The organism is Bifidobacterium stellenboschense, assembly GCF_000741785.1.
Lineage (GTDB): Bacteria > Actinomycetota > Actinomycetes > Actinomycetales > Bifidobacteriaceae > Bifidobacterium > Bifidobacterium stellenboschense.
Map to the genome: position 1 here is coordinate 46,471 of NZ_JGZP01000004.1, position 18,349 is coordinate 64,819.

The 18,349-nt window shown below is 66.5% G+C and carries 18 protein-coding genes; 15 read left to right on the plus strand and 3 right to left on the minus strand.

All coding sequences use genetic code 11. The features are described from left to right. Window positions 1-72 precede the first annotated feature (72 nt). Complete coding sequence (locus BSTEL_RS12020) at window positions 73-780, plus strand: restriction endonuclease subunit S domain-containing protein (RefSeq protein ID WP_156963115.1); 708 nt, start codon at window positions 73-75, stop codon at window positions 778-780. Between the two features lie 160 nt (window positions 781-940). On the opposite strand, the gene BSTEL_RS13095 is transcribed toward BSTEL_RS12020, so the two are convergent. Beyond that, window positions 941-1,213, minus strand: a complete 273-nt coding sequence (locus BSTEL_RS13095; RefSeq protein WP_084686033.1) for a recombinase family protein — start codon at window positions 1,211-1,213, stop codon at window positions 941-943. On the opposite strand from BSTEL_RS13095, the gene argH reads away from it, so the two are divergent. From argH to BSTEL_RS01615, 12 genes are all read left to right on the plus strand, one after another. Then, complete coding sequence (gene argH / locus BSTEL_RS01560) at window positions 1,212-2,684, plus strand: argininosuccinate lyase (RefSeq protein ID WP_034526306.1); 1,473 nt, start codon at window positions 1,212-1,214, stop codon at window positions 2,682-2,684. The two genes, BSTEL_RS13095 and argH, sit on opposite strands and share 2 nt — an antisense overlap. Before the next feature lie 589 nt (window positions 2,685-3,273). After that, window positions 3,274-3,468 (plus strand): sulfur carrier protein ThiS, encoded by a 195-nt coding sequence (gene thiS / locus BSTEL_RS01565; RefSeq protein ID WP_034526307.1) that lies wholly within the window; start codon window positions 3,274-3,276, stop codon window positions 3,466-3,468. A 177-nt stretch (window positions 3,469-3,645) separates the two neighbouring features. Further along, window positions 3,646-4,515: a thiazole synthase gene (locus BSTEL_RS01570; RefSeq protein WP_084686034.1), complete on the plus strand. Its 870-nt coding sequence runs from the start codon at window positions 3,646-3,648 to the stop codon at window positions 4,513-4,515. Between the two features lie 111 nt (window positions 4,516-4,626). Next, complete coding sequence (thiF, locus tag BSTEL_RS01575) at window positions 4,627-5,436, plus strand: thiazole biosynthesis adenylyltransferase ThiF (protein ID WP_034526309.1); 810 nt, start codon at window positions 4,627-4,629, stop codon at window positions 5,434-5,436. 17 nt (window positions 5,437-5,453) lie between these two features. Beyond that, window positions 5,454-5,846, plus strand: coding sequence for a rhodanese-like domain-containing protein (locus BSTEL_RS01580; protein ID WP_034526310.1), 393 nt, complete (start codon window positions 5,454-5,456; stop codon window positions 5,844-5,846). A 144-nt stretch (window positions 5,847-5,990) separates the two neighbouring features. Continuing rightward, on the plus strand, window positions 5,991-6,527 hold the full coding sequence (locus BSTEL_RS01585) for an HD domain-containing protein (protein WP_193788483.1): 537 nt from the start codon (window positions 5,991-5,993) through the stop codon (window positions 6,525-6,527). 2 nt (window positions 6,528-6,529) lie between these two features. After that, window positions 6,530-7,426, plus strand: a complete 897-nt coding sequence (locus BSTEL_RS01590; RefSeq protein WP_034526535.1) for a putative ABC transporter permease — start codon at window positions 6,530-6,532, stop codon at window positions 7,424-7,426. A 116-nt stretch (window positions 7,427-7,542) separates the two neighbouring features. After that, the gene (gene tyrS / locus BSTEL_RS01595) at window positions 7,543-8,865 is read left to right on the plus strand and encodes a tyrosine--tRNA ligase (protein ID WP_034526311.1); all 1,323 of its coding nucleotides are present in this window, start codon (window positions 7,543-7,545) and stop codon (window positions 8,863-8,865) included. 68 nt (window positions 8,866-8,933) lie between these two features. Next, window positions 8,934-10,967, plus strand: a complete 2,034-nt coding sequence (locus tag BSTEL_RS12470) for a hypothetical protein (RefSeq protein WP_051922750.1) — start codon at window positions 8,934-8,936, stop codon at window positions 10,965-10,967. Window positions 10,968-10,975: 8 nt separating this feature from the next. After that, complete coding sequence (locus tag BSTEL_RS01605) at window positions 10,976-12,016, plus strand: HAD-IIA family hydrolase (protein ID WP_034526312.1); 1,041 nt, start codon at window positions 10,976-10,978, stop codon at window positions 12,014-12,016. A gap of 14 nt (window positions 12,017-12,030) precedes the next feature. Next, window positions 12,031-12,201 carry a hypothetical protein gene (locus BSTEL_RS01610; protein ID WP_156963116.1) on the plus strand — a complete coding sequence of 57 codons (171 nt, stop codon included), beginning with the start codon at window positions 12,031-12,033 and terminating at the stop codon, window positions 12,199-12,201. A gap of 43 nt (window positions 12,202-12,244) precedes the next feature. Then, on the plus strand, window positions 12,245-13,039 hold the full coding sequence (locus tag BSTEL_RS01615) for a TlyA family RNA methyltransferase (RefSeq protein WP_238567598.1): 795 nt from the start codon (window positions 12,245-12,247) through the stop codon (window positions 13,037-13,039). Between the two features lie 21 nt (window positions 13,040-13,060). Here BSTEL_RS01615 and BSTEL_RS01620 read toward each other — a convergent pair whose 3' ends face one another. Both BSTEL_RS01620 and BSTEL_RS01625 read right to left on the minus strand, forming a co-directional pair. Then, window positions 13,061-13,723, minus strand: a complete 663-nt coding sequence (locus tag BSTEL_RS01620) for a potassium channel family protein (RefSeq protein WP_034526317.1) — start codon at window positions 13,721-13,723, stop codon at window positions 13,061-13,063. Between the two features lie 52 nt (window positions 13,724-13,775). Beyond that, window positions 13,776-15,242 (minus strand): potassium transporter TrkG, encoded by a 1,467-nt coding sequence (locus BSTEL_RS01625; RefSeq protein ID WP_034526319.1) that lies wholly within the window; start codon window positions 15,240-15,242, stop codon window positions 13,776-13,778. A 199-nt stretch (window positions 15,243-15,441) separates the two neighbouring features. On the opposite strand from BSTEL_RS01625, the gene BSTEL_RS01630 reads away from it, so the two are divergent. Next, window positions 15,442-16,437, plus strand: coding sequence for an NAD kinase (locus BSTEL_RS01630; RefSeq protein ID WP_034526321.1), 996 nt, complete (start codon window positions 15,442-15,444; stop codon window positions 16,435-16,437). Then, complete coding sequence (locus BSTEL_RS01635) at window positions 16,437-18,296, plus strand: DNA repair protein RecN (protein WP_034526323.1); 1,860 nt, start codon at window positions 16,437-16,439, stop codon at window positions 18,294-18,296. The genes BSTEL_RS01630 and BSTEL_RS01635 overlap by 1 nt, the downstream gene beginning before the upstream one ends. Window positions 18,297-18,349 lie beyond the last annotated feature (53 nt).

An 18,349-nucleotide genomic window follows, 5' to 3' on the forward strand; every position in this document is an offset into this window, starting at 1 on the left:
GCCGTCCTTCAGCAGGCCGTCCAAGGCAACCTCGTGCCACAAGACCCTGCTGAAGGAACCAGCTCCGAACTCGTGGAACGTATCCGCGAGGAGCGTCGCCGACTTATCGCCGAAAAGAAGATTAAACCGATCAAAGGCGGCGAAAGCATCATCCACCGTGACTCTGCCGGACACTGGTTTGAGACTCGCGGCAAGAATGCACCTGTTTGCATCGACGATGAAATCCCCTTTGAAATACCCGACAGCTGGACATGGGCGCGACTTGGCTTCGCGGCAGACATTTTAAGTGGTCAGGCTTTCAAGAGTGAAACGTTCAAAGATGCTGGACCGTACAGACTGTTGCGAGGCATCAATTTAGGAGTCGATAAAGTCAGGTGGAATGAAACGGTTTTTCTGGATTCACTTCCGGTAAACGCTGAACGCTATGAGCTTATGGCAAATGATTTGCTTCTAGGTATGGATAGACCATGGATTAATGACGGATTGCGAACTGCGCTTTTCCCCAGTTCCAAGATTCCTACGTATTTAGTTCAACGTGTGCTTCGAATAAGAGGGATTGGAACATTACTCGTTGAGTATCTTAAGATTATCTTTGAATCTGGAATGCTAAAGGCACATATCGGGAATCAGACTACAGGTATCAGTGTCCCACACATTAGCCAATCACAGGTGGACAGTTTGCTGATACCTATTCTTCCGCTTGCCGAGCAGCAGCGAATTGCCGAAAAAGTCGCCGAGTTCAGGTTTCTGATCGGGGAACGGTTCGTGGCAGCTTCCTGATTGTTCAATGATTGCGTCCATTGCCGTCGTGGTCCACGCAGTAGCGGCTGCGAGACAACGCGGGAGGATAACTTGAAAATGCATGACGTAGTTTCCATTCCTGCCGTCCCGTTTTCCGAGGACTTCGAATTTCGAAATACTGGAATGGCTTCTAAGGGCATCAAGCTATATCCATTGAATAGATGATTCGTCCCCGCGTACGTGCGGCCTTGAGCCCGGCGTTGGTACGCTCCCGTATAAGATTACGTTCGGACTGGGCCAGTGCGGCGAAGATATTGAACACGAGAATGCCGCCGGGCATGGTGGTGTTGTCCGCAGGCTCCGGCGATGTAGTCCGACGCTGATAGGCTGGCGGACAGCCGCGGAACGCGCGTGTGCGTGGATCCGCAATCATCCGAGCAGCATCCATGAACCCCTTGAAGGAGACCTGCATGGCCGAAAACACCGAACACCTCGCCCTGTGGGGCGGCCGCTTCACCTCCGGACCGTCCGCCGCGCTCGCCCGCCTGTCCAAGTCCACCCAGTTCGACTGGCGACTCGCCGACGACGACATCGCCGGCTCCCGCGCCCACGCGCGCGCCCTCGGCCGCGCCGGACTCCTCACCGACGACGAGCTCAAGCGCATGGAGGACGCGCTCGACACGCTCCAGCGCCACGTGGACGACGGCACCTTCGCGCCCATCGAAGACGACGAGGACGAGGCCACCGCGTTGGAACGCGGCCTCATCGACATCGCCGGCGACGAGCTCGGCGGCAAGCTCAGGGCCGGCCGCTCCCGCAACGACCAGATCGCCTGCCTCATCCGCATGTGGCTGCGCCGCCACGCACGCGTCATCGCCAAGCTCCTCATCGAACTCGTGAACGCGCTCATCGCCCAGAGCGAGAAGGCCGGCCGCACCGTCATGCCCGGCCGCACCCACATGCAGCACGCCCAGCCTGTGCTGCTCGCCCACCAGCTCATGGCCCACGCCTGGCCGCTGCTGCGCGACATCGAACGCCTCATCGACTGGGACAAGCGCATCAATGCCTCCCCGTACGGCTCCGGCGCGCTCGCCGGCAACACGCTCGGACTCGACCCGGAGGCCGTCGCCCGCGAACTCGGCTTCTCCCGCGTGACCGACAATTCGATCGACGGCACCGCCGCGCGTGACCTCGTCGCCGAATTCGCGTTCGTCGCGGCCATGACCGGCGTCGACATCTCCCGCCTTTCCGAGGAGATCATCATCTGGAACACACAGGAGTTCGCGTTCGTCAAGCTCGACGACGCCTACTCCACCGGCTCCTCGATCATGCCGCAGAAGAAGAACCCGGACATCGCCGAGCTGGCGCGCGGCAAGTCCGGCCGCCTCATCGGCGACCTGACCGGCCTGCTCGCCACGCTCAAGGGCCTGCCCACCGCCTACGCGCGCGACCTGCAGGAGGACAAGGAAGCCGTGTTCGACCAGGTTGACACGCTCGAAGTGCTGCTGCCCGCGTTCACCGGCATGATCCAGACCATGCGCTTCGACGCGGAACGCCTCGAAGCCGAAGCCCCCACCGGTTTCGCGCTCGCCACCGACATCGCCGAATGGCTCGTCAAGAACGGCGTGCCGTTCCGCCACGCGCACGAGCTCTCCGGCGCGTGCGTGAAGATCGCCGAAGGCCGCGGCCAGGAGCTGTGGGACCTGACCGACGAGGACTTCAAGTCCACGTTCGCCGCGTTCCTGCCGGCCGAGAAGGCCCCGGGCGTGCGCGAGGTGCTTTCCAGCCACGGTTCCGTCGACTCCCGCAACGGCAAGGGCGGCACCGCCTACGGCCGCGTGCGCGAGCAGATTGTCGACGCCAAGCGCGAGGTCGAGGAGCTCAAGGTCTTCGCCGACTCCACGTCCGACGGCCCGTCGTACAAGGCCCCCGGCACGTTCTAAGGCGTGTCGTCGCTCCCGCCGGCGGGAGCCGATAGCGCGGCGTGAGGTCCGCCGTGCTATACGGGGGTGTGTTTTTCGCTCCCGCTGGCGGGAGCTGGACCGCGTAGCGGGACTGAGGGTGGTTTGGGGCTGGGCTCCTGACCACCCTCAGTCGTCTTCGACGACAGCTCCCGCCAGCGGGAGCGGGGAAGGAAGTGTTTCCGTCGATTCCCGCCAGCGGGAGCGGGGTAGGAAGTGCTTCGGCCGATTGCTGTCAGTGGGAGCGGGGTAGGGATGTCATCGTCGACATCTACACTGGGGGCAGCACGAACGGGAGCCGCAAGGCTGAGAGGAAGCGCCAGCTTCGACCGGGGAACTTGACGCGGGTCATGCCGCCGTAAGGAATCGTCTTCTTTCGCCAAGGCCTCGGGAGCCTCGAACGTCCCAACGCCCTCGTTCGCACCAGATAACCAAGCCGTGTGGCCGGGCATCCGCGCCGCATGGTCGCATGACCGGGTTCATGAATGGGCGCACCACTTAGGGTACGGTTCCTTTCGTGCACCCTTTTTTGATATCCGGACCGAGAATCCGGAAGGGAGAACGAGGACTTATGCAGGTCAACGGAGAGCAGGTCACGCTCGACGCGCCCGTCAGCGTCGCCGATTATCTCGAAGCGCACGGCTTCAGGGCCGAACGCGTCGCCATCGAGCTCAACGGCGAGATCATCCCGCGCGACAAGCGCGGCGAGGCGATGCTCGACGACCAGAGCGTCATGGAGATCGTCCAGTTCGTCCAGGGCGGCTGAGGCTTGAGGGGGCTGGTCCGCCTGACCACCCTCAGTCCGCTTTGCGGACAGCTCCCGCCAGCGGGAGCGGAGAAGGAACCTCGGTCCTGTTCCCCGCCAGCGGGAGCGGGGAAGAGCTTCGATCCTGTTCCCGGCAGCGGGAGCGCAATAGACATCAACCCAAGGAAGGGGAATATCATGAGCAACATCAATCCGGTCACCGAAGCGTCCGTCGAGGCGACGCCGCTGCCGCCGCAGCCTTCGGTCGTCAACCCGGTCGGCACCGCCGCGCCGATCCTGCCCGTCGAAGACAAGCCGCTCAACCTCGGTGGGCACGAGTTCCACTCGCGCTTCATCCTCGGCTCCGGCCGCTACGACCTCAACCTCATCAAGGCGACCGTCGAACATGCGGGCACCGAGATCGTCACGATGGCGCTGCGCCGCGCCACCACCACCGAGAACAGCGTGCTCGACTACATCCCCGAAGGCATCACGCTGCTGCCGAACACGTCCGGCGCGCGCAACGCCGAGGAGGCGGTGCGCATCGCCCGCCTCGCGCGTGAGGTGTGCCACACCGACTTCGTCAAGGTGGAGATCGAGCACGAGACCAAGTACCTCCTGCCGGACAACGCCGAGACCATCCGCGCCACCGAGATGCTGGCCAAGGAGGGCTTCGTCGTCATGCCGTACATGTTCCCCGACCCGATCGCCGCACGCCAGCTCGAGGAGGCGGGCGCCGCGGCCGTCATGCCGCTCGGCTCGCTCATCGGCTCCAACATGGGCCTGAGGATGCGCGACTTCATCAAGATCATCATCGCCAACGCGAACGTGCCGGTCATCATCGACGCGGGCATCGGCCGGCCCAGCCAGGCCGCCGACACGATGGAGATGGGCGCGGACGCGGTCATGGCGTACACGGCCGTCGCCTCCGCCGGCAACATCCCGCTCATGGCCGAGGCGTTCAAGCACGCCATCGACGCCGGCCGCGCCGCCTACCTCGCCGGACTCGGCAAGGTGACGGAGGGACAGGCCGTGCCGTCCAGCCCGACCACGGGGTACCTGCACTGAGACTACCCCTCAGTCCGCTACGCGGACAGCTTCCCTGACAAGGGGAGCCGGAGTGAGGGCCCATCGGACGGGTGGCTCGCAGACAAGGGGAGCCGAGAATGAAGGAGAGTAATGGCGTTTTCGGATGAACAGCTTGAACGGTATTCGCGGCATCTGATCCTCAAGGGGTTGGGTGTCAAGGGGCAGAAGCGGCTGCTGGAGTCCAGCGTGCTCATCGTCGGCGCGGGCGGGCTCGGCTCGCCGGCCGCCCTCTACCTCGCCGCCGCCGGCGTGGGCCGCATCGGCCTCGTCGACGGCGACGTGGTCGACCTGAGCAACCTGCAACGCCAGATCATCCACACCACCGCGTCCGTCGGCGAGCCGAAGGTCGAATCCGCGGCCAGGGCGATCCGCGCGCTCAACCCGGACGTCACCGTCGAGACGCACCACACGCTCGTCGACGCCGGCAACGTCGCGGACCTCATCGCCCCATACGATCTGGTCATCGACGCGACCGACAACTTCTCCGCGAAGTTCCTCGTCAACGACGCGTGCGTGCTCGCCGGCAAACCGTTCGTCCACGCCGGCGTCGTCGGATTCGCCGGACAGGTGATGGACGTCGTGCCGGGCGCGGGCCCCTGCTACCGCTGCATCTTCCGCGACATGCCCGCGGCCGGCGAGATCCCCACCTGCCGAGAGGCGGGCGTGCTCGGCGCGGTCGTCGGCGTGATCGGCAGCCTCGAGGCGACGGAGGCGGTCAAACTGATCGCCGGCGTGGGCGAGCCTCTCGTCGCGCGCATGCTCACCGTCGACGCGCTCACGATGAACATCCGCCGCGTGCCGCTGCCCAAACGCGTGCCCGACTGCCCGGTGTGCGGCGAGAACCCGACCATCACCGCGCTCGACCTGGACCGCTACATCCAGCCCGCCTGCGCCATCTGACAGAGAGAAGGGAACCAATGCCCATCGCATGGCATGCCGATAGCGACGCCGCCGACGCGGTCATGACCGCGTCCGACACCGCTGAATCCGCGATCCGCCGCATCACGCCGGCCGAATTCGCCGCACTCGACAAGCGGAACGTCACGCTGCTCGACCTGCGCGAGCCGGCCGACGTGGCCGCGCATCCGATCGAAGGCGCAATCAACGCGCCGCTCGACCCGCTCGCGCAGGTTCTGAAGACCGTACCGGTGGGACGCACCGTCGTCGTCTTCTGCGCGGAAGGCTGGTGGAGCGAGGAGGTCGCCGAGATCCTCGCCGACCGCGGCTACGACGTGGCGAGCCTCGAAGGCGGGTTCCGCGCCTACCGCGAATATCTGGACCGACAGACGCAGGGGGGAATGACCGAGTAATGACCAAAACCGGCGGTCCGCCGGAACGCCGGACCCGCCCGTCTGCAATCGCCTTGTGAATCATCCCCGCGGACGAGCGTGCCCGACACATCCCCTTCGTACAATCGGCACCGAATGGAAACCGACCGATAGGGGATCGACATCGTGGGACGTCTGCTCACCCGAACGCAGATACGGCGGATCGTCGCCGAAAACGGGCGCGAAGTGCTCGCGCACCCGAACATGCAGCGCGAACGCGCGAACTACCAGCACGGCAACGTGTCGACGTTCGCGCACTCCATCCGCGTGGCGTGCCTCGCCGTCTGGCTCGCCGACCGCGCGCACCTGTGGAACCGCGTCGACCTGAAGTCGCTCGTGCGCGCCGCGCTCCTGCACGATTACTTCCTCTACGACTGGCATGACTGGGACGGCGGCACGCACCGGCTGCACGGGTTCACGCACGGCAACGCCGCGCTGCTCAACGCGATGCGCGACTTCCGCCTCAACGCGATCGAACGCGATTCGATCTCCTGCCACATGTTCCCGATGACGCCCACCGCGCCCAGCTACGTGGAAGGATGGCTCGTCACCGCCGCCGACAAACTGTCCGCCACACGCGAGACGTTCTCGCTCGACCGGTTCAACAAAGGCAAGGGCGGTAAAGGCGACAGGAACGTCAAGGACGAGGAGCGCGCGCGATGACGATGCTCTTCCTCGAATACCTGTTCCTGTGGTACCTGTTCTACAGCTTCTGCGGCTGGGTGTACGAGTCCGTCCTCGTCTCCGTGCAGCAGCGGCGTTTTGTCAACCGCGGCTTCCTCAACGGCCCGCTATGCCCGATCTACGGCACCGGCGCGGTCCTCGCCGTCGTCGTGTTCGGCGGGGAACGCAATCCGGCGGTCGTGTTCCTCGTCTCCTCGGTGGGCGCGTGCATCCTCGAATACTTCACCTCCTGGGCGATGGAGGAGCTGTTCCACGCCCGTTGGTGGGATTATTCGCATTTCCGCTTCAACCTGAACGGCCGCATCTGCCTGCTCGGCGCGATCGTGTTCGGCATCGGCGGCGTCGCCATCGTCGACGTCATTCAGCCGCAGGTGGCGCGCGTCACGGCGATGATCCCGCTGGTCCTGATTCACGTGATGTGCGCCGTGTTCCTCGTTGCCATCACCGTCGACGCGGTGGTCACCGTGGTCGGCATCGTCGACTTCGAGAAGAGCCTCGAACAGTTCCAGACGGCCGTCGCCAAGTACGGCGACGCGTTCGGCGAGATGCGCGAGAAGGTCGGCGACGCGATGGGCGAGGCGACCGGCCGCGCCGCCGAACTTGCCGCGGGCGTCGCGGCCGGCGCGAACGAGCGTCTTGGCGGCGTGCCCGGCAAGGTGGGCGAGACGATCGGCGAGAAGGTCGGCGGAACCTGGCATTCCGGCAGGGAGATGTCCACCGAGCTGATGTTGCGCATCCGTGAAGCCGCCGCGAGCGCGTTCAACCGTCAGCAGCGCCGTATGATCGTCTCCTTCCCGCGCCTCAAGGCGACGCGCAACGACGAATCCCTCCAGCAGCTGCGCGAGGCGTTCGAGAAGCTGCGCCGCAGCGGCCGGTGACGGAAGCGCACGCGTGCCGCGCGGCACTGTCGCCGCGGCATGCGAGACTGGTAGGCGCTCGGAATCCGGGCGCATCCAAGACAATACCCACAATTCGATAGGGAGAGCGACCAGTTATGGCTCACGTCATCGACTTCAAAGAAGCGGGGTTCGACACCCTGCTCGATGAGCTGGAATGGCGCGGGTTGATCTCGCAGTCCACGGACCGCGATCGACTCGCAGAAGCGTTGAACGGGGAGCCGATCGCCTATTATTGCGGCTTCGACCCGACCGCCGCCTCCCTGCACATCGGCAACCTCGTCCAGCTCATCAACATGCGCCACCTCCAGGCGGCGGGCCATCACCCGATCGCCCTCGTCGGCGGCGCCACGGGCCTGATCGGCGATCCGCGCCAGTCGGGCGAGCGCACGCTCAACCCGAAGGATGTAGTGGCCGGCTGGGCCGAGCGTCTGAAGAAGCAGATTGGCGGCATCCTCGTCACCGACGGCGACAATCCGGTGCGCTTCGTCTCCAACTACGACTGGACCGCGCAGATGAGCGTCATCGACTTCCTGCGCGACGTCGGCAAGAACTTCCGTCTCGGCACGATGCTCGCCAAGGACACGGTCGCCCGCCGCCTCAACTCGGAGGAGGGCATCTCCTTCACCGAGTTCAGCTACCAGGTGCTGCAGGGCAACGACTTCCTCCATCTGTACGACGAATACCACTGCACGCTCGAGCTCGGCGGCTCCGACCAGTGGGGCAACCTCACCTCCGGCCTCGACCTCATCCACAAGGTGCGCGGCGTGGACGTCAACGTGTTCACCAGCCCGATCATCACCGACGCCAACGGCAAGAAGTTCGGCAAGTCCGAGGGCAACGCCGTCTGGCTCGACCCGACGATGCTCTCGCCGTACAAGTTCTACCAGTTCTGGATCAACCGTCCGGACGTGGAGATGGAGAGCCTCCTGAAGGCGTTCACGTTCCTGCCGAAGGCGGAGATCGAACGCCTCGTCGAGGAGTCGAAGACCAATCCGGGCCGTCGCGAGGCGCAGAAGGCGCTCGCCTGGGAGGTCACCAGCTTCGTGCACGGCGAGGCCGCCACGCAGGCCGCGATCGACGCCTCCGCCGCCCTGTTCGGTCGCGGCGGCGATCTGGCCGACATCGACGAGGCGACGCTCGAATCGGTGCTCGACGGTTTCAAGGTCGTCGACGAGAACGGCGAGCACGTGTTCCCGTCCGTCGAAGCGGGCGTGCGCGTGATCGACGCCGCACAGGCCGCCGGCCTGTTCAAGACCGTTTCCGAGGCACGTCGCGCCATCAAGTCCGGTGGCGTGTACCTCAACAACGCGCGCGTGGAGAGCGACGAGGCGACGCTCGGCGAAGACGACTTCCTCCAGGGTCGTTTCGCGCTGATCCGCCGCGGCAAGAAGGCGCTCGGCGCCGTCGAGAAGCGCTGAACCGGCGCATCCGGTCGCGCATACGCGCATAAGACAAGACTTTCGTAGTAGAGAAAGGCATACACAACATGGCAGAAGGCAACGAGCGTTCCGGCAAGTCGTTCGGCGGCCGCAAGGGCGGCTACGGCCACGGTTCCGGTCGTCCCGGCTCCCGCGGCGGCAACGGCTTCAAGCCGCGCGGCAAGGGCGGTTTCCATAAGGGCGGTTTCCGCAAGGACGGCGAGCGCGGCGGGTTCCGCCGCGACGGCGAGGGCCGTGACGGCGAGCGCCGCGGCGGCTACCGCAAGGACTTCCACAAGGACGGTTTCCGTAAGGACTTCCATCGTGACGGCGATCGCGATTTCCGCCGTGACGGTGACGGCGAGCGCGGCGGCTTCCGCAAGGGTCCGCGTCAGGGCGGCGACCGTGATTTCCGTCGTGACGGCGAGCGTCGCGGCTACGGCAAGTCCGGCGGTTTCCATAAGGGCGGTTTCCGCAAGGACGGCGAGCGCGGCGGGTTCCGCCGTGACGACGACCGTCGCGGTGGTTTCCGCAAGGACTTCCATCGTGACGGCGATCGTGATTTCCGTCGTGACGGCGACGGCGAGCGTCGTGATTTCCACAAGGGCCCGCGTCAGGGCGGTGACCGCGACTTCCGCCGTGACGGCGAGCGTCGCGGCAACGGCGGCTTCCGTCGCGATGACCGCCGTGACTTCCACCGTGACGACCGTCGCGGCGGCAAGGGTGGTTTCCGCAAGGACTTCCATCGTGACGGCGATCGTGATTTCCGTCGTGACGGCGATCGCGACTTCCGTCGTGACGACCGTCGTGACGGCGAGCGTCAGGGCTTCCGCAAGGACTTCCACAGGGACGACCGTCGCGACTTCCATCGTGACGATCGCCGCGATGACCGCCGCGGTTTCCGTCGTGACGGCGATCGCGATTTCCGTCGTGACGAGCGTCGTGACGATCGCGGCGATCGCGGCGGCAACCCGCGCTACCAGCGCGACGACTCCCGTCGCTTCGACGATCGTCGTGAGAACGGCCCTCGCCGCAACGGCGAAGGCGCGGTGAGCTTCCCCTCGCAGAACCCGTACACCGATCGTCGTCCGAACGAGCCCCGCATGCCGAAGGGCATGGTGTGGGGCATGCTCTCCAAGGACGAGAAGGAGCGTCTGCGCGGCCTGTCCAAGGAGCACGCCGAGAACATCGGCCTGCACATCCTCGCCGCGTACACGCTGCTCGACGACGATCCGCAGGCCGCGCTCGAGCACGCCCAGTGGGTCGCCAAGCAGGCCTCCCGCATCGACTTCGCGCGTGAGACGCTCGCGTTCGTCGCCTACCGCAAGGGCGACTACAAGCTCGCGCTCAAGGAGTTCCGCACCGCGTACCGCATGAACGGCTACCTCGACTACCTGCCGTTCATGGCCGACTGCGAGCGTGGTCTCGGCAACCCGAAGAAGGCCATCGAGATGGCCGTCTCCGACGACGCCAAGTACCTGAAGGGCGAGTCCAAGGCCGAGATGTTCCTCGTGTACGCCGGCGCGCTCGGTGATTTGGAGCATTGGGACAAGGCCATCGAGATCGTGCACACGCTCGGCCGTTCCAAGGGTCTGGCCGGCAGCTACCGCATGCGCGCCCTGCAGGCCGAGCAGCTGTTCCTCGAGGAGGCCGGCCGTTCCGACGAAGCCATCGCGCTCGACCAGGTCATCGAGAAGCTGGAGAACCAGTACGCCGACTTCGACGAGGACGAGGAGAGCGATGACGTGATCATCGACCACGATCTCGAGCACCTCGACGATCCGGACGTGCTCGCCGAGCTCGGCATCTCCGAGGACGACGCCCAGTACGCGCCCGAGGACGAGACCGAGGAGAGCGACGAGGAGTCCGAAGCCGAATCCGAGGACGGGGCCGAGACCGCCGAAGGCGAGTCCGAGTCCGAAGCCCACGCCGAGGAGGAGACCCAGGAGGATTCCGAGGAGTCCGTCGACGGCGAAACCGCCGACACCGACGAGACGCAGGCCCCGGCCGAAGAGGCCGTCGAAGGCGCCGAATCCGACGACGAGCCGGAACAGGTTTCCGATGAATCCGCCTCCGACGAATCCGAGACGACCGAGGCGTGAGCGGACGCATGACGCGATTCCTCAAAGGCACCACGGCCCCGATCGCCGAAGCCTACAAGCTCGCGCTGCTCGACCTCGACGGCGTGGTCTACCGGGGCAAGAACCCGGTGGAGCACGCCGCGGCGTCCATCCGCGCCGCCGAGGCCGCCGGCATGACCATCGAATACACGACGAACAACTCGTCGCGTTTCCAGCACGTCGTCGCCGACCAGCTGAAGGGCTTCGACCTCGACGTCGAACCCTGGCAGGTCATCACCTCCTCGGTGGTGGCCGCCCGCATGGTCGCCAAGGCCGTGCCCGCCGGTTCCACCGTGCTCGTCGTCGGCGCGGAGCATCTGCGCGAGGAGGTCACGCGCGCCGGACTCGTCGTCACCGACGATCCGACCGTCAAACCCGCGGCCGTCATCCAGGGCTGGTTCCCGGAGATGACCTGGCAGATGATGGCGAACGCCGCGTTCGCCGTCGAGGCCGGCGCCACGTACTTCGTGACCAACCGCGACCTGACCATCCCGCGCGAACTCGGCATCGCGCCCGGCTGCGGCTCGATGATCCGCGCGGTCATCGCCGCCACCGGCGTCGAACCGGTCGCCTCCGCGGGCAAGCCCGAATCGTACATGTACGACGAGGCGCGCGAACTCAACGCGTCCGGCGGCCAGTCGCTCGTCCCGAAGGACGAGTCCATCGCCATCGGCGACCGACTCGACACTGACATCGAGGCGGGCAACCGGGGCGGCTACGACTCACTCGCCGTACTGACCGGCGTCACGAACCCGCATGAGCTGATGCTCGCGCCCGCGCACCTGCGTCCCACCTATGTGGCGCCGGACCTGCGCGCGCTCGGCGAGACCATGCCCGAACCGCGCGACCACGGCGACGGACGCTGGACGTGCGGCGGCGCCGAGGCCGTGCTGGACGCGGCCGCCGGCACGTTCGTCGTCTCCGACGCGACGAGCGTGGACGCGCTGCGCGCCGCGATCTGCGCCGCATGGCAGGCCGCCGATGCCGGCGTCGACATGACCGCGATCACGCTGCCGGAGTTCACGCTGTGAGCGACGACCGCACCGTGAACGGCACTATGAACGGCATCACGCACGACGCCACGGCCACGCCGCCCACCGGCGACATCGCCGACGTGCTGCCCGGCTTCGACCAGATGGACGACGACGGGCGCATCGCCGCGCTGCGCGGCCTGCTCGACGAGCTGAAGCGCGAACTCGACGCGATCGGCGACTGATCCACGATACCGGCGCACCAGTCATGAGAAGGAGGGAACGAGAATGACGAACGACGGCATCGCCTCATACGAGGCCGATGACGAGCCGATCGACATGCCCGACCGTCTCGACCTGTGGCTCGTCGCCGGGGGAGGGGTCGACTCGCGTTCCAAGGCGCAGCGGCTCATCAAAGGCGGGCATGTCACCGTCAACGGGAAGGTCGTGACCAAACCCGCGTATGCGATCGGCGATGCCGCGCACACGCGCATCGTCGTCGACAAGGGCGACGACTACGTCTCGCGCGGCGCCTACAAGCTCGTCGGTGCGTTCGACGCGTTCGCCGCGCACGGACTGCCCGAACCGGTGGGCTTCGACTGCCTCGACATCGGCGCGTCCACCGGCGGGTTCACGCAGGTGCTGCTGCGCCGCGGCGCACGCCGGGTCATCGCGCTCGACGTCGGCCACGGCCAGCTCGACCCGCGCGTCGCCGGAGACGAACACGTCATCGAGATGAGCGGCGTCAACGTCCGCGACGTCACGGCCGACAGCTTGCCGTACGCTCCGGCGATGATCGTCTCCGACGTCTCCTTCATCTCCCTGACCTACGTGATCCCCGTGATCGCGCGCATCGCCGCGCCCGGAGCGCACATCGTGCTGCTCGTCAAACCCCAGTTCGAAGTGGGGCGGGCGGGACTCGACCGCCACGGCGTCGTCATCGACGAATCATTACGCGTCAAGGCGTTGGACGACGTGACCGCATGCGCGCGCGAACACGGCCTGAAGGTCGTCGCCACCGCCCCGAGCCCCATCGAAGGCACCCACGGCAACGCCGAATACCTCCTCTACGCGCGCGCCTGAGGAAGGGCGCAAAGAGAACGATCAGCGGTTGCCGGCGTGGATGAAGCGGTCGATCTGGTCCTCCTTGCCCATGATGACCAGCTCGTCGTTGCGGTGCATGATGAGCTCCTTCGAACCATACTGGAACTCCTTGCCCGGCGATTTGATGCCGACCACGGTGATGCCGTAACGCTCATGCACCTGCGCGTCCTCGATGGAATGGCCCACCGCGTGCGAGGGCGTGTGGATCTTCACGACCGTGTGCGCGCCCTCGATCTCGATGTAGTCCAGATAGTTGCCGCTCACCAGATGTCCTACGCGCTTGCCCGCGTCCGTCTCCGCGTTGATGATGTGACGCGCGCCGATGCGCTGCAGGATGCGCGCATGCTGCACGGACACCGACTTCGCCCACAGGTCGGTCACGCCCGCGTCCAGCAGGTTGCCGGTCGTGATGACCGACGCCTCGACGCTGTCGCCGATGGCGACGACCGCCGTATCGAACTGGGAGGCGTCGATCTGCTCGATGGCGAGCACGTCGGTCATGTCCGCCTGGACGACCGGCACGTGCGCGGACCAGCGGGCCACCAGATCCGGATCCCTGTCGACGGCGAGCACGTCCTGGCCCATCGCGTCGAGGGTCATGGCCACGGCGCTGCCGAAACGGCCCAATCCCACGACCAGCACGCTCTTGCCTGATTTCGCCATTGCCTTGCAGTCCTTTCCGTATGTCGTGAAATGTCGTGAAACGTTGCGGGGTTCAGCCGACCACGATCGGCTCGGTCGGGTAGCGCACCGCCTCCAGCGAACGGGGGCGGCTGATCGAATACGCGATGGTCATTGGTCCGAGACGGCCCACGACCATCGTCGCCGCGAGAATCGCCAACGCGGCCGGATTGTCCTCGCGCGCCACGCCCACCGTGTACCCGCCGAGGCCGAACGCCGAACAGGAGTCGAACAGTGAGTTCGTCAGCGACGAACCGGAGACGAGCATGAGCGACAGGGAGGAGACGAGCACGAGCAGCAGGCAGGTGCTGGTGATGCTCACTGCCGTCATCGCCACGTTCGTGGGGATGCGGTGGTGGAACGTGTTGATGTCCTTGTGGCCGGTGAACGAGGCCTTGCAGATGAGCAGGATCACCGCGAACGTGGTCACGCGGATGCCGCCGGCCGTGGACGTGCTGCCGCCGCCGATGAACATGATCACGCTCATGAACACCTTCGTCGGTTCGCTCACCTGCGGCACCCACGACAGGTCGAATCCGGAGCTGCGCGGCATGACGGCGGCGACCATCGCGTAGCGCATGCGCGTGTTGAAGTCCGCATCCCTGAACAGGAACGGATTGTCCCATTCGACGAGCAGGAACCAGGTGAGCGACATGACGACGATGATGAACGTGACGGAGAGCGTGATCTTCGTGTGCAGGCTCCAGCGTTTCGGCGGCACGTGCCCGCGCGCGCATTTGAGCAGGTTGAGGATCACGGGGAAGCCGAGCGTGCCGAGGAAAGCGGAGAACATGATCGGCAGGCCCACGCCCCAGCTGTTGACGTGCAGGCCGGCCGTGTCCGGCGTGAAGCCCGCGTTGTTGTACGACATGACCGCGAAGAACAGCGACTCCCACAGGGATTTGCGCCAGTCGCCCTCGTTGACCTTGAGCAGGCCGGGGAACAGGGCGATGAACGTCACGGTCTCGATGAACATCGTCGTGCCGATGACGACGGTGAGGACGCCGCGGATCTCGCTGAGCTTCGACGTGCCCAGCTCGCTCGCCGTGAGCAGGCGCTGCGTCGACTTCATGTGATGGTTGATGGCGAGCGTGATCAGCGAGGCGAACGTCATCACGCCGATGCCGCCCAACTGCACGGAGACGAGCAGCACGGCCTGTCCGAACGTCGTCCAATGCGTGGTCGAGTTGACGATCGAGATGCCGCATGTGGACAGCGCGGAGACGGCGGTGAACATCGCCGTCGAGAACGTGGTCTTCTCGCCCTTCGGCGTGGACGGCGGGATGAGCAGCATGGTCGTCGCCGCGATGACCAGCACGATGAAGTACATGATGGTCAGGCGTCCGGGGTGCGAGACCAAGTGCTGGATGATTGTGCGCTGACGCGGCGGGCGCCCGTCCCCGTCCGCCGCCTGCGCGAACGTGTTGCCGGAGAACCACCACGCGTAGCCGCGGGAGGCCTCCCGGTTGGAGGAGGATTGGTCGAAGACGGGATCCGCCATGTACCCTCGCCCCTCCTTGTCCGTCCGTGCTGTCTTTCTCATGGTGCTCCCGGCGTGCGCCGGCGTATGTGAGGCCATTGTAGGCGTGCATGTCGAGAAACCGCACGCGCCGGGGTTCGGGAACGGGGTTTCCAACATCCGTTCGATTCGGTTAGGATGGGTGGCAGTTGTACTGTTCCGTCCATCCAAGGGGGAGTCGATGACCGGTGTTCGTCATGCGGTGGTGGTGACCCACACGCGGCTCAGGCAGAGCGGCACCGTCGTGTCCGACGTGGTGGGCAGGCTGCACGACGCCGGATTCGACGTCTCCATCATCGACAATCTCGAACCTCCCGCATTCGACGTGCAGCCGCCCGTCGTCGGCGACGACACGGAGATCGTCGTCGTGCTCGGCGGCGACGGCACGATCCTGCGCGCCGCCGAACTCGTCCGCTGCACGAGCACGCCGATCCTCGGCGTGAACATGGGGCACGTCGGGTTTCTCGCCGAATTCGAAAGCTTCCAGATGGACGAGGCGATCCGACGCATCGCCACCCGCGACTATTCGATCGACGAGCGCATGATCGCCCACGTGGACGTGTGGCTGCCGGGCGCGTCGACGCCCATCGAGAACTGGGCGTTGAACGACATCACGCTGGAACGCGCCGACCGTGGCAAGATGGTCGAACTGTCCATCAGCGTCGACGATGTGGAGATGAGCTCGTTCGGCGCGGACGGCGTCATCGTGTCCACGCCCACCGGGTCCACCGCCTACGCGTTCTCCGCGGGCGGCCCGATCATGTGGCCGAACGTGAAGGCGCTCCAGCTGGTGCCGCTCGCCGCGCACGCCCTGTTCGCGCGTCCGCTCGTCATCGGCGCCGACTCCACGTTCACGATCACCATACTCGACGATTCGATGTCCGGCGGATGGATCTGCTGCGACGGCCGCCGCCAGCGCGCCCTACCGAAGGGCACGCGCGTCGACGTGCGCGCCTCGCACGGCACGCTGCGTCTCGCGCGCCTCTCCGGCGCGCCGTTCACCGAGCGTCTCGTCACCAAATTCGACCTGCCCGTCGTCGGATGGCGCGAACAGGCCGCGCACGGCGGCGCCGGCGGCGCGAACCACGGACAGCACGGCGTCGCCGCCGACTTCCGTTCCACGTATGCGGACCACTCCGACTACCGCCATGACGGCGACGGGGAGGCGCGCCGCTGATGCTCGAGGAACTTTCCCTGCGCGACCTAGGCCCGATCAGGTCCGCCGTCATCACCCCCGCCTGCGGCATGACCGCCATCACCGGCGAGACCGGTGCCGGCAAATCGATGCTGCTGAGCGCCCTGTCGCTCATCTCCGGCGGACCCGCCAACGCGAAACGCATCTCCGTCGGCGCGTCCGAAGCCTGGGCGCAGGGCATCTTTGCCGTCGACGGGACGGATGACGAGACCCACGCCGCCGACGCGGCGGACGAGACGGTCGGCGACGACGCGGACGACGACGAGGCGCTCGCCGGCGGCGTGCTCGCCATCGCACGCCGCGCCGGCGTCGAACCCGAGGACGGCGAACTGTTCCTCGCACGCACCGTGCGCGCCACCGGACGCTCGCGCGCCGTGCTCGGAGGCAAGACCGTGCCGCGTTCCGTGCTCGCCGCCGTGGCCGGCGAACTCGTCACCATCCACGGGCAGGCCGAACAGCTGCGGATCGCATCCGCCGCCCGCCAACGCGACTTCCTCGACCACGCCGCCGACGACGGGCGCGAACTCGCCGCCTACCATGCGGCATGGCGCGAACTGGCCGACATGGACGCCCGTCTCGAACGCCTGCGCTCGCAGGAGTCCTCCGCACGCGCGCAAGCCGACTACCTGCGCGAATCGGTGGACCGCATCAACGCGGTCGACCCGCATCCGGGCGAACTGGAGGAGCTGAAGGCGAAACGCGACCGCATCGAAAACGCGGCGGACATCGCCGAAGGCGTGTCCCACGCGCTCGCCGCGCTCGACCCGTCGCAGCTGGAACTCGCCGACTCGCCGGCCGAGGCGGCCGGCGCCTCCGACCGGATTCTCGAGGCGGCGCAGGCGCTGCGCGCCATCCACGTGTCGGACGGCGGGTTCGACGAGCTCGCCGACCGGCTCGAATCGGTGAACGCCGACCTCGCGGACATCGTCTTCACCCTGTCCGGGCATCTCGGCGAGGACGTCGGCGAGGCCGACCTCGACACGCTGAACGCGCGCATCCACGACTTGGACGAATTGACGCGCCGCTGGGGGCCGGGCATCGAGGACGTGATCGCATGGCGCGACAAGGCCGCGTTCGACATCGAGGATCTGGACGCATCACCCGAGAAGCTCGCCGAGCTGGAGGCCGAACGCGACCGGCTGCACGAGACCGCCGCGAAGGCCGCCGCGCGTCTGCACGAGGCGCGCGCTGCGGCGGCCGGCCGGCTCGCCGCGCGCGTCACCGAGGAGCTCTCCTCGCTCGCCATGGACGGCGCCTCGCTGGAGATCCGCGTCGCGCCGCGTGAAGGAGCCGACGCGCTCGACGCGAACGGCGGCGACGACATCGCGTTCCTGTTCACCCCCTATGAGGGCTCGCCGCAGCTGCCGATGGGCAAAAGCGCGTCCGGCGGCGAACTGAGCCGCCTCATGCTCGCCCTCGAACTGTCCGCCGCGGACATGCACGCGGGGGAAGCGGCAGTGGGGGAGCATGGTGCCGCGCCGTCCGACATGACGTTCATCTTCGACGAGGTCGACGCGGGCGTCGGCGGCAAGGCGGCGGTCGAACTCGGCAGGCGTCTCGCGCGTCTCGCCCGCAGCTCGCAGGTCATCGTCGTCACGCACCTGGCGCAGGTGGCCAGCTGGGCCGACTCGCAGTTCGTCGTCACCAAGGAGCCGCCGGACGCGGACGACGACGATCTCGGCGTCGTCACCACCGTGGCCGAGGTGAAGGACGCGGCGCGCGTCCACGAGGTCGCGCGCATGCTCTCCGGCAGCGAGTCGGAGGCCTCCCTCGACCACGCCCGCGAACTGCTCGCCTCATCCAGGCTCCCGCTGGCGGGAGCTGTCGGTGAAACCGACTGAGGGTGGAAGCCGTGCCGGCTCCCTGAGACGGGGGAGTCGGCAACCGTAAGCTG